At 68.9% G+C, this 11,651-nt stretch carries 9 protein-coding genes and 1 pseudogene; 7 read left to right on the top strand and 3 right to left on the bottom strand.

Annotated features, from left to right (window positions below):
* The first annotated feature begins 132 nt into the window (after positions 1-132).
* The 3 genes and pseudogenes from pgi (at position 133) to UCD39_RS16895 (ending at position 4,708) form a co-directional block, all read left to right on the top strand.
* Entirely contained in the window at positions 133-1,800 is a 1,668-nt protein-coding gene (gene pgi / locus UCD39_RS16905) for a glucose-6-phosphate isomerase (RefSeq protein WP_330497075.1), read from the top strand.
* Between the two features lie 151 nt (positions 1,801-1,951).
* Positions 1,952-3,915 (top strand): annotated as a pseudogene (gene mutL / locus UCD39_RS16900) (DNA mismatch repair endonuclease MutL).
* A gap of 127 nt (positions 3,916-4,042) precedes the next feature.
* On the top strand, positions 4,043-4,708 hold the full coding sequence (locus tag UCD39_RS16895) for a glutathione S-transferase family protein (RefSeq protein WP_330497074.1): 666 nt from the start codon (positions 4,043-4,045) through the stop codon (positions 4,706-4,708).
* A gap of 201 nt (positions 4,709-4,909) precedes the next feature.
* On the opposite strand, the gene UCD39_RS16890 is transcribed toward UCD39_RS16895, so the two are convergent.
* Both UCD39_RS16890 and apbC read right to left on the bottom strand, forming a co-directional pair.
* Positions 4,910-5,203: a hypothetical protein gene (locus tag UCD39_RS16890; protein ID WP_145735659.1), complete on the bottom strand. Its 294-nt coding sequence runs from the start codon at positions 5,201-5,203 to the stop codon at positions 4,910-4,912.
* 176 nt (positions 5,204-5,379) lie between these two features.
* Positions 5,380-6,501, bottom strand: a complete 1,122-nt coding sequence (apbC, locus tag UCD39_RS16885) for an iron-sulfur cluster carrier protein ApbC (protein ID WP_330498473.1) — start codon at positions 6,499-6,501, stop codon at positions 5,380-5,382.
* 226 nt (positions 6,502-6,727) lie between these two features.
* Here apbC and hflK point away from each other — a divergent pair, with 226 nt between their 5' ends.
* From hflK to UCD39_RS16865, 4 genes are all read left to right on the top strand, one after another.
* Positions 6,728-8,107, top strand: coding sequence for an FtsH protease activity modulator HflK (gene hflK, locus UCD39_RS16880; protein WP_330497073.1), 1,380 nt, complete (start codon positions 6,728-6,730; stop codon positions 8,105-8,107).
* A 15-nt stretch (positions 8,108-8,122) separates the two neighbouring features.
* Complete coding sequence (hflC, locus tag UCD39_RS16875) at positions 8,123-9,022, top strand: protease modulator HflC (protein ID WP_330497072.1); 900 nt, start codon at positions 8,123-8,125, stop codon at positions 9,020-9,022.
* 19 nt (positions 9,023-9,041) lie between these two features.
* Positions 9,042-9,227 (top strand): DUF2065 domain-containing protein, encoded by a 186-nt coding sequence (locus UCD39_RS16870; protein ID WP_330497071.1) that lies wholly within the window; start codon positions 9,042-9,044, stop codon positions 9,225-9,227.
* 296 nt (positions 9,228-9,523) lie between these two features.
* Positions 9,524-10,981 (top strand): DegQ family serine endoprotease, encoded by a 1,458-nt coding sequence (locus tag UCD39_RS16865; protein WP_330497070.1) that lies wholly within the window; start codon positions 9,524-9,526, stop codon positions 10,979-10,981.
* A 12-nt stretch (positions 10,982-10,993) separates the two neighbouring features.
* On the opposite strand, the gene UCD39_RS16860 is transcribed toward UCD39_RS16865, so the two are convergent.
* The gene (locus tag UCD39_RS16860; protein ID WP_330497069.1) at positions 10,994-11,596 is read right to left on the bottom strand and encodes a TetR/AcrR family transcriptional regulator; all 603 of its coding nucleotides are present in this window, start codon (positions 11,594-11,596) and stop codon (positions 10,994-10,996) included.
* Positions 11,597-11,651: the final 55 nt, after the last annotated feature.

Here is an 11,651-nt window from a genome sequence, read left to right as displayed (position 1 = left end):
AATCGCGTCAAACGGACGAAAATCCCCTCCGAACCGCTGCTTAACCCCCGGCAACCGTGCTAAACCCCTGGGGCTTTCCAGGGGCGGGATAATGGGATCCGGATGCCCCTGGCCACAGGTCAGGAGAGAACGATGTCAGCCACGCAGACCCCCACCCCGGACACGCCCCTGGTTCAGTCCCCGGCTTGGGCGGCGCTGGCCCGGCACCGCCAGGCGCTGGACGGCGTGCATATGCGCGACCTGTTCGCCGCCGACCCGGAGCGGTTCGACAGATACTCCCTGAAGCTGGGCACCCTGCTGCTGGACTACTCCAAGAACCGTCTGACCGACGAGACCCTGCCCCTGCTGCTGGACTTCGCCCGCGCCCGTGACCTGGAAGGCTGGCGCGACCGTATGTTCGCCGGTGCCGCCATCAACCTGACGGAAGGCCGCGCCGTGCTGCACACCGCCCTGCGCCAGCCCAAGGGTGCTGAAGTGCTGGTTGACGGCCGCAACGTGGTTCCGGATGTGCACGCCGTGCTGGACCGCATGGGCGCCTTCGCCACCGCCGTGCGCGATGGGGAATGGCGCGGCTGGACCGGCCAGCCCATCACCGACATCGTCAACATCGGCATCGGCGGTTCCGACCTGGGCCCCGTCATGGTGACCCAGGCGCTGACGCCCTACCACCACCCGCATCTGCAGGCCCATTTCGTCTCCAACGTCGACGGCACCCACATCGCCGAGGTGCTGAAGAAGGTGGATGCGGAGACGACGCTGTTCATCATCGCCTCCAAGACCTTCACCACGCAGGAAACGCTGGCCAACGCCCACACGGCGCGCGACTGGCTGTTGGCCCAGGGCGCGCCGGCGGATGCGGTGGCCAAGCACTTCGTGGCCGTGTCGACCAACGCCAAGGAGGTCGCGGCCTTCGGCATCGACACCGACAACATGTTCGGCTTCTGGGATTGGGTGGGTGGCCGCTACAGCCTGTGGTCGGCCATCGGCCTACCCATCCTGCTGATGATCGGCCCCGACCGCTTCGCCGAGCTGCTGGCCGGCGCCCACGCGATGGACGAGCATTTCCGCACCGCTCCGCTGGACGCCAACATGCCGGTGCTGATGGGTCTGATCGGCCTGTGGTACGTGAATTTCTGGGACGCCCAGTCCTACGCCGTGCTGCCCTATGACCAGTACCTGGCCCGCCTGCCGGCCTACCTGCAGCAGGCGGACATGGAGAGCAACGGCAAGGGTGTCGACCGCGACGGCCGCCCGGTGGACTACGCCACCGGCCCGGTGCTGTTCGGCGAGCCGGGCACCAACGGCCAGCACGCCTTCTACCAGCTGATCCACCAGGGCACGCCGCTGATCCCGGCGGATTTCCTGGCGCCCATCGAGACTCACAACCCGGTGGGCCGCCACCACACCCTGCTGCTGGCCAACTTCCTGGCCCAGACCGAGGCCCTGCTGCTGGGCAAGACCGAGGATGAGGCGCGGGCCGAACTGGCCGCCCAGGGCCTGGATGGCGAGGAGCTGGAGGCCCTGGTGCCGCACAAGGTGTTCACCGGCAACCGCCCGACCAACACCCTGCTGTTCCAGAAGCTGGACCCGCAGACCCTGGGCATGCTGATCGCGCTCTATGAGCACAAGATCTTCGTGCAGGGCATCCTGTGGAACCTGAACTCCTTCGACCAGTGGGGCGTGGAGCTGGGCAAGCAGCTGGCCAAGGCCATCCTGCCGGAGCTGGAGGGCGGATCGCGCCGCGGCCATGACTGCTCCACCGCTGGCCTCATCCGCGTGGTGCGCGAGGGCTTGCGCTGAGTGCCTGAGGGAAGGGCCGGGCATGCCCCTGCGGGGTGCCCGGCTTTCCCGTGGCGCTTTGCGTCGGCGTCTCCGCTGAGTCTGTCCGCGAGCAGATTCACACCGCACGGCGATTCCGCCGTTACGTGATCTGCTCTAGACTGGCGCCATCATGCCCATCCGTCTTCTGCCTGAAACCCTGGTCAACCGCATCGCCGCTGGCGAGGTGGTGGAGCGTCCCGCCGCCGCCGTGAAGGAGCTGGTGGAGAACGCGCTGGATGCTGGCGCCAAGCGCATCGACGTCACCCTGCGCGATGGTGGCAAGGCCCTGATCCAGGTGGTGGACGATGGCGGCGGCATGGCGGCGGAGGAGCTGTCGCTGGCGGTGGAGCGCCACGCCACGTCGAAACTGCCGGGCGATGACCTGCTGAACATCCACACTCTGGGCTTCCGAGGGGAGGCGCTGCCCTCCATCGGCGCCGTCAGCCGCTTGACCATCACCAGCCGCCAGCCGGGCAGCGACAGCGCCTGGGCCCTGACGGTGGAGGGCGGGGCCAAGGGCCGCCCGGTGCCGGCGGCCCACCCGGTGGGCACGCGCATCGAGGTGCGCGACCTGTTCTACGCTACCCCGGCGCGGCTGAAGTTCCTGAAGACCACGCGGACGGAGACGGACCACGCCGTCGACGTGGTGCAGCGCCTGGCCATGGCCCACCCGGACGTCGCCTTCACCGTGGCGGACGAGGGGCGCACGCCCCTGCGCCTGCCGGCTCAGACCGGTACGCTCAACGGTGAGGACCCGCTGCTGGCCCGCCTGGGCGCCATCATGGGACGGGAGTTCCAGGAGAACGCCCTGCCCATCGATGCCCGGCGCGAGGGCGTGCGGCTGTACGGCCATATCGGTCTGCCCACCCTGAACAAGAACACCGCCGCCGGACAGTACCTGTTCGTGAACGGCCGGCCGGTGCGCGACAAGCTGCTGCTGGGCGCCGTGCGCGGCGCCTATGCCGACTTCCTGGCCCGCGACCGTCATCCCCTGCTGGCCCTGTTCCTCGACATCCCGTGCGAGGATGTGGACGTCAACGTCCACCCGGCCAAGACCGAGGTGCGTTTCCGCGACCAGGGGCTGGTGCGCGGCCTGATCGTGGGCGCGCTGAAGCATGCCCTGGCCGGCGCCGGCCATCGCGCCTCCACCACCGTGGGCCAGGCGGCCCTGGCCAGCCTGCGCCCCGAGGGGGCCAAGCCCATCCCCCAGACCGCCTTCCAATGGCAGCCGCAGCCCCATAGCGGCGCCCATGCCGGTGGCGCCTCCTGGTCTGGCATCACCCGGCCCACCGGCACCCAGGTGGAGGCCGCGCGCGCCTTCCAGGCGCCGGTGGCGGCCTGGGAGGGGCCAAGGGGGAGGGGCCAAGGGGGGAAGGTCAAGCGCCCGCCTATGCGCCTTCGGTGTTGGCGGAGGCGCCGGCCTACGCTGACGGTGCGTCCAGCCCCGTCGGTCCCGACCTGGCCGTGGCGGCGGCGGTCCTGGCGCAGGCCGGTGCCGACGACGTGCCCGACTTCCCCCTGGGTATCGCCCGCGCCCAGATCCACCAGACCTACATCGTCGCCCAGACCCGCGACGGCATGGTCATCGTTGACCAGCACGCGGCGCATGAGCGCCTGGTCTATGAGCGCATCAAGCAGTCCATGGTGGCCCAGGGCGTGAAGCGGCAGATGCTGCTGATCCCCGAGGTGGTGGAGCTGGAGGAGGCCGCGGCCGCCCGCCTGGCCGAACGCTCCGACGAGTTGGCGGAGCTGGGCCTCTGCCTGGAATCCTTCGGCACCGGCGCGGTGGTGGTGCGCGAGATTCCGGCCCTGCTGGGCGCCAAGGCGGACATCAAGGCCCTGGTGACCGACATTGCGGATGAGCTGGCGGAATTGGGTGACCAGCACGCGCTGAAGGAAAGGCTGGAGGAGGTATGCTCCTCCATGGCCTGCCATGGCTCCGTCCGGGCGGGCCGGGTGTTGACGCTGGGGGAGATGGACGCGCTGCTGCGCGAGATGGAGGCCACACCGCACAGCGGCCAGTGCAACCACGGCCGCCCCACCTATGTGGAACTCAAGCTGGCGGACATCGAGCGGCTGTTCGGCCGGCGGTGACGGCCGCGCGTCGCGTCGCCCAGACCCTGCAATGTCCTGATGTTTACGTTGTAATCATCCGCTTTGATGATTACAGTGTAAACACTGTCGCCCCAAAGGCTGGGCCGCCGCGCAGGATCAATGCCCCATGATGACCGTCCACCATCTCAACAACTCCCGCTCCCACCGGGTGCTGTGGCTGCTGGAGGAGTTGGCACTGCCCTACCAGCTTGTCGTCCACCAGCGGGACCCGCGGACGCTGCGGGCGCCACCGGCGCTGAGGGCGGTCCATCCGCTAGGGAAATCGCCCGTGATCGTGGATGGGGGGCGGGTGATCGCCGAATCGGGGGCGATCATCGAGTACATCCTGACCCGGTACGGGGAGGGGCGGCTGGTGCCGTCCGCCGGCTCGGACGAAGGGCTGAGGTTCACCCATTGGCTGCATCATGCCGAGGGGTCGGCCATGCCGCCCTTGCTGCTGAAGCTCATCTTCCGCGACCTTCCCGGCCGTGTGCCCTTTCCCATCCGGCCCATCGCGCGCGGGATCGCCGCCGCGACGCAGCGGGTGCTGGTCGATCCCCAACTCTCGCTGCACGCCGACTATTGGGAGGCGGAACTGGCGACGCGTCCCTGGTTTGCTGGGGACGCGTTCACTGCGGCCGACATCCAGATGAGCTACCCGCTGGAGGCGTTCGCAGTCCGTGCCGGCATCGTGGACGCCTATCCCAACATCCTGTCCTTCCTGGCGAAGATCCGCGCGCGGCCCGCCTATCAACGCGCCATCGAGCGTGGCGGGCCGCTGGCGCCCCCCTGATAATCCCCCTTGATGGGGCTCCCGGGTGGGGCACAGCAAAAACGCCCGGAAGGCGGACCTTCCGGGCGTTTCGCTTTGGCCCTGGGGGCCACGCAGGCTTGGTGTTTCCTCTATCCCTGTTCGCCCGTCCGGTGTTTTCCCGGATTTGCAGGCGGTACTCTCACCGGAGCGGCCCGTGGGGCCGTCCGACCTCTGAACGCGTCAGCGCAGTTCCCAGGCGAACTCAACCTTCACCGGGGCGCCGGCGACGCTGGCGATGGGGTTCTGGCGCAGCCAGTTGAAGAAATCATCGAAGGGCAGGGCGGGGCGCGCCACCACCCGGCGGCCGGACAAGCCCGTCGCCCGCTCCGACAGGGTACGGGTCACCTGCTCATACGCGATCTCGGGAACGCCGTGGGCCACCGCGATGGCACCCGTGGCCGGATCCTCCACCTGGAAGGAATGGGCCCCGTTCCGGAACGCATATGCAACCTGAACCGTATCGACCTGACGCATGATATCCACTCTAGCTCCGCTACACGGAACTTTATGTATCATGAGGCCCTGCCATTGGAAAGGAAAAAACAGCGGACGCTAAAATGGCGCAACAGAACGTCGATTTCGGGTCCGATGCGGAATGTTGCGACCGCGTACCGCCGTTTTTCCAAGGACTTGGCTATCGGGTGATAGGTTTATTCGATCACGAAGCGCGGGGCCGCCCGACCGCCGCCGGCCTTGATCTTCTCCGCCACCCGCGCGGCGATGGCGCGGTAGGTCTGGGCGTGCACGCCATCGGGCTGCTGTATGGTGATGGGGGTGCCGGCGTCGCTGGTCTCACGGATGGCGATGTCCAGCGGCACCTCGCCCAGGAAGTCGATGCCCAGCTTGTCCGCCTCGGCGCGGGCGCCGCCATGGCTGAAGATGTCGCTGCGGTGGCCGCAGTTGGGGCAGCAGAAATAGCTCATGTTCTCGATGATGCCCAGGACGGGCACGTCCACGCGGCGGAACATGTTCAGGCCCTTGCGCGCGTCCAGCAGGGCGATGTCCTGCGGGGTGGAGACGATGACGGCGCCGGCCAGCGGCACGCTCTGCGCCATGGTCAGCTGGGCGTCGCCCGTGCCCGGCGGCATGTCGACCACCAGCACATCCAACTCGCCCCAGTTCACGTCGCGCAGCATCTGGGTCAGGGCGCTCATCACCATGGGCCCGCGCCAGATCATGGGCGTGTCCTCGGCCACCAGGAAGCCCATGGACATGACCTTGACGCCATAGTTGACCAGCGGGTCCAGGCGCTTGCCGTCGGCGCTGTCGGGCTTGCCGCTCAGGCCCATCATGCGCGGCATGGACGGGCCGTAGATGTCGGCATCCAGCAGGCCCACCTTCAGGCCGTTGGCGGCCATGGCCAGCGCCAGGTTGGTGGAGGTGGTGGACTTGCCCACCCCGCCCTTGCCCGAGGCGACGGCGATGATGGCGCCCACGCCGGGAACGCCGGCCTTGGCGGGCTTGCCCGCGCCGGGCGCGCCGGTGCCGGGGGCGCCGCCGCCGCTGACGGCCTTGGGGGCGGGGCGGTGGGCGGTCAGCACCGCCGTGACCGACAGCACGCCCGCCAGCCGGTCCACCGCCTTCTCCGCCGCCTGGCGCAGGGGTTCCAGGGCGGCGCCGCGCGCCGGATCGACCTCCAGCGTGAAGTGGACATGGCCGTCCTTCACCGCGACGCCGGAAACCATCTTGAGGCTGACGATGTCAGATCCGCGGTCGGGATCCGCCACCTGCCGTAGGGCCTCCAACACCTGGGACTCGGTAACCGCCATGATCAAACGCCTTCATCTTGTAAAGTGGGGGGCGGGGGGTCATATCGCCCGTGTCGGGCTTCCCTGCGACTGCCCGACTATATACGGTGCCGCCCGAATGGGGGGAAGCCCAGGGGGAGAGATGGCCGCCCATGGTGGCCGCTCGGCCACTGTCGCCCTCTGTCTTGGGTGCCCCTCATATGGGTACGGGTACCGGAATAATCAGATCACGGGGACAGGAAAGGCGAACATGCCCTGGTCCAATCAAGGGTCGAACGGCGGCAGCAACGGATCCGGCAACGGGTCGGGCGATGGATCGGGGGATGATCCCGGCAAGGGAAGGGAAACGGATAAGGGCTCGTCCCCGTCCAGCGCTTCCCCCCACAACCCCTGGGGCCAGAGCCCCGGTGTCGCCGGCGGCGGCACCTCCAAACCGGGCGGCAAGCCCGGTCCCCGGCCGCAGCCGGGGCTGGAGGACGCGGTGCGTCAGGGCGGTGAGCGTCTGCGCGTTCTGCTGGGTGGCAACGGCGGTGGTGCCGGGCGCGGCCCAGGCGGCGGCTCGGGCGGGGGCAACGGCGGCCGGCCGCGCGGTGGCGCGCCCGCCGGCGGTTCCTTCAACCTCAACAATTGGAGCAGCGGCCGCATCGTGGGTGTCGGCGTGGCGGCGGCGGTGGTCCTGTGGGGGCTGACCGGCATCTACCGGGTGGCGGCGGATGAGCAGGGGGTGGTCCTGCGCTTCGGCAAGCCGGTGCGGGTGGAACAGCCGGGCCTGCGCTATCACCTGCCGGCCCCCATCGAGCAGGTGCTGCTGCCCCAGGTCACCCGCGTCAACCGCATCGAGATCGGCTATCGCAGCCAGGGCGACGGCCGGCGCAGCGTCAGCGACCGCGACGTGGCCGACGAAAGCACCATGCTGACGGGCGACGAGAACATCGTCGACATCGACTTCGCCGTGTTCTGGGTCATCAAGGACCCGGCCAAGTTCCTGTTCAACATCCGCGAGCCGGAAGAGACGGTGAAGAAGGTGGCGGAAAGCGCCATGCGCGAGATCATCGGCCGCACCGAGATCCAACCCGCCCTGACCGACGCCCGCCAGCGCATCGAGAACGACAGCCGCCAGTTGCTGCAGACCATCCTGGACCAGTACCAGGCGGGCATCGAGATCACCCAGGTGCAGTTGCAGCGGGTCGAACCGCCGCCGGCGGTGGTGGAGGCGTTCAACGACGTGCAGCGCGCCCGCCAGGACCGGGAGCGCCTACGCAACGAGGCGGAGACCTACCGCAACGACATCATCCCCCGCGCCCGTGGCGAGGCGGAGCGCCTGAACCAGGAGGCGCAGGCCTACCGCGACCAGGTGGTGGATCTGGCCCAGGGTGACGCCAAGCGCTTCCAGCAGGTGCTGGAGGCCTATGCCCAGGCCCCCGACGCCGCCAGCCGGCGCCTGTACATCGACACCATGGAGCAGATCCTGAAGGGCACCCGCAAGATCCTGCTGGACGACAAGGCCGGGGGCGGCGCCGTGCCCTACCTGCCCCTGAACGACATGCTGAAGCCGCCGGCGCATCCGGCCACCCCGCTGGCCACCCCGCCGGCATCATCGTCCGGCACGCCCACCGCGGCCGGCAATTAAGGGGAGGGACGCATCATGGAAAAACGCTGGATCGTCCCTCTGGGCGTGCTCGTGCTGCTGGCCATCCTGCTGCAGGGCACCTTCTTCACCCTCAACCAGACGCAACAGGCGCTGGTGCTCCAGTTCGGTGAGCCCATGCGCGTTATCCGCGAGCCGGGGCTGTGGGCCAAAATCCCCTTCGTGCAGAACGTGGTGATCCTGGACCGCCGGGTGCTGGACATCGACCCGCCGGTGGAAAGCGCCATCCTGGCCGACCAGAAGCGGCTGGAGGTGGACGCCTATGCCCGCTACCGCATCGCCGACCCGCTGATGTTCTTCCAGACCTTGGGCAATGAGCAGCAGGCCCGCCTGCGCCTGTCGGTCATCGTGAACTCGGCCATGCGCCGCGTCCTGGGCAATGTCGCCCTGCCGGCCGTGCTGTCGCAGGAGCGCGAGAAGGTCATGGCCGACATCAAGTCCCAGGTGAACCAGGAGGCGCAGCGCCTGGGCATCGAGATCGTGGACGTGCGCCTGCGCCGGGCCGACCTGCCGGAACAGACCAGCCAGGCGGTGTTCGCCCGCATGCGCTCCGAACGCGAGCGCGAGGCGGCGGAGGCCCGCGCCCAAGGCCAGGAACTGTCGCAGCAGATCAAGAGCCGGGCCGACCGCGACCGCACCGTGCTGCTGGCCGAGGCCCAGCGCCAGGCCCAGATCACCCGGGGCGAGGGCGACAACCAGGCGATTCGCATCATGAATGAGGCGATCAGCCGCAATCCCGAATTCTACAGCTTCTACCGCAGCCTTCAGGCCTACCGCGACACGCTGAAACCGGATGACACCACCCTGGTGCTTTCGCCCGGCGCCGACTTCTTCAAGTATCTGGGGGCGGGCGGAACAGCGGAACGCAAGCGGGCCGAGAAGTGGGCCGGGAAGTAGGAAGACGGGGGCTAACGGCTTGAACGACTTGATGACGGGGGCGGCGCTGGCCCTGGTGCTGGAGGGCGTGTGCTATGCCCTGCTGCCGGTGACCATGCGCCGCTTGGCGGGCCGCATGGCGGAGACGCCGCCGGAGCGCCTGCGCTGGGCCGGGCTGGCGGGGGCGTGCATCGGCGTCGCCCTGGTGTGGCTGGCGCGCCGCTGAGTTGGGGATTCGACGGGCTGCCGTCTTATCCCCTTGCGATATCACGAGCCATCCCCCTTAACAGGCGCGACATGACCCCCCTATAGTGGGGCGATGGCCCTACAGTGGGAAAATGGCCCCATCGTGGGAAAATGGAATGATGATGGGCGGATGCCAGTCTTGGGGCGTCCCCCTGCCAGGAGTGGCCCGACAGTGACGTCTCCCGCCTTTGCCGCACCCTCGCCGATGGCCGTCCCCCGAAGAAGGGCGCCGCCCGCCCATTCTCGGCCCTGCGCCGGTCGCTGATGGTGTTGGGCGTGCTGCTGTTGCCCACGGCCTGTGGCGACCCGGCCCCGGCGCGGGCGGAGCCGCCGCCGCACAGCTTCGCGCCCCTAGTGGAGAAGATGCTGCCGGCGGTGGTCAACATCTCCACCAGCCAGACGGTGAAGAACAAGAAGCAGAGCCAGCTGCCCATGCCGGAGTTCCCGCCCGGCTCCCCCTTCGGCGACTTCTTCCGCGACTATCAGGAACGGCAGAAGGAGAACGACCAGGGCGGCGGCGATGACAAGGGCGGGCAGGCCACCTCGCTGGGGTCGGGCTTCATCATCGACCCGTCCGGTTACGTCGTCACCAACAACCACGTTATCGAGGGGGCGGACGAGATCACCGTCCGCCTGCAGGACGACACCCAGATGAAGGCGACGCTGGTGGGCACCGACAAGGCCACCGACATCGCCCTGCTGAAGGTGGAGCCGGCATCCAAGCTGCCCGCCATGGTGTGGGGCAACAGCGACGCGCTGAAGGTCGGTGACTGGGTGGTGGCCATCGGCAACCCCTTCGGCCTGGGCGGCACGGTCACGGCCGGCATCATCTCCGCCCGCGGCCGCGACATCGGTGCCGGCAAGTACGACGACTTCCTGCAGACCGACGCCTCCATCAACCTGGGCAATTCTGGCGGCCCGCTGATCAACCTCAATGGCGAGGTCATCGGCATGAACACCGCCATCTTCTCCCCCCAGGCGAATGATGGCGAGGCGGGCTCCGTCGGCATCGGCTTCGCCATCCCGGCGGTGGTGATCAAGAACGTGGTGCAGCAATTGCGCGACACCGGCAAAGTGCGGCGCGGCTGGTTGGGCGTGCAGATTCAGGACGTGACGCCCGACATCGCCGAAACCCTGAAGCTGAAACAGCAGCGCGGCGCCCTGGTGGCGGTGGTCAGCCCCGGCGGTCCCGGTGAGCAGGCCGGCCTTCGCCAAGGCGACGTCATCGTCAGCATCGACGGCAAGGACGTCACCAACGGCCGCATGCTGCCCCGCATCGTGGCGGAGGAGCCGGTGGGCCACAAGGCGGCGTTGGTGGTGCTGCGCAAGGGCGGCAAGATCAACGTCACGGTGTCGCTGGGTGAATTGAGGGAAGACACCGATGCCGGGGCGGTGGCCGCCGCGACCGGCAACACCGGGCCGGCCGAAGCCGAGGGCACCATCGACAGCGTGGGCCTGACCCTGGACGCGCTCAGCCCCAAGGTCCGGCAGAAATACAGCGTGCGGGACGACGCCCAGGGCGTGGCCGTGGTGCGCGTCGCCCCCAACAGCCCCGCCGCCAAGCGCGAGTTGAAGGCCGGCGACCTGATCGTCGAGGTGGGCCAGGAAGAGGTCAACACCCCCAACGACGTGGCCGTGCGCGTGACCAAGGCCAAGGACAACGGCCAGAAGGCGGTGCTGCTGCTGGTGGAACGGGCGGGCGACCTGCTGTTCGTGGCCCTGCCGCTGGAATAAACGGGGCGGCCGTCAGGCCAGGCCCAGATACCCGAACACGGCGCGCTCGACCCGATGTTGAAGGTCGGGCGCGTCCACTTCGCCCCGGCTGCCGGCATGGTCCACCATGCCACGCACGATGGCGAACAGGTCGGCCCCGGCCGTGTCCGTGGACAGCCCGGCCGGCAGGTCGACGCGGGCCAGCACCTGGTCCAGCAGATCCTGCAATTCCTTGGTTTTCTCGTCCTGCTGCTCGCCCAGGGGCAGGCGGCTCTCTTCGATATCCAGAAGGCGCGCCAGGATGGGGCGGCGCAACTGATGGCCCACGGCGGCCGCGATCATGCCGGACAGCGCGGCCCGGGCCGCCGGCAGGCGGGCGGCGGCGGCCATCTCCTCCCGCAGCACCTCGCCGTCCCGCTGGATCAGGGCGGCGGTCAACGCGTCCTTGCCGGGGAAGTACTGGTAGAGCGACCCGACGCTGACGCCCGCCCGCTCCGCCACCGCGTTGGTGTTGAAGCCCGCCAGGCCGCGCGCCTCCAGAATGCGAGCCGCCGCCTCCAGGATGATGCGGACCGTTTCGGCCGCGCGCGCCTGGGTGGGGGATTTCCGGGGCTTCAGGTCGGGTGTCTTGCTCATGGGGGATGCGAGTAGGGCAATGGGGTCAATCGCCTCATACTGCCGCCATCGCAAC

The sequence above is a fragment of the Nitrospirillum karajorum genome, assembly GCF_036348415.1.
Lineage (GTDB): Bacteria > Pseudomonadota > Alphaproteobacteria > Azospirillales > Azospirillaceae > Nitrospirillum > Nitrospirillum amazonense_B.
The sequence above is the reverse complement of the archived record's forward strand: the minus strand, read 5'-3'. Positions and strand labels throughout refer to the sequence as shown.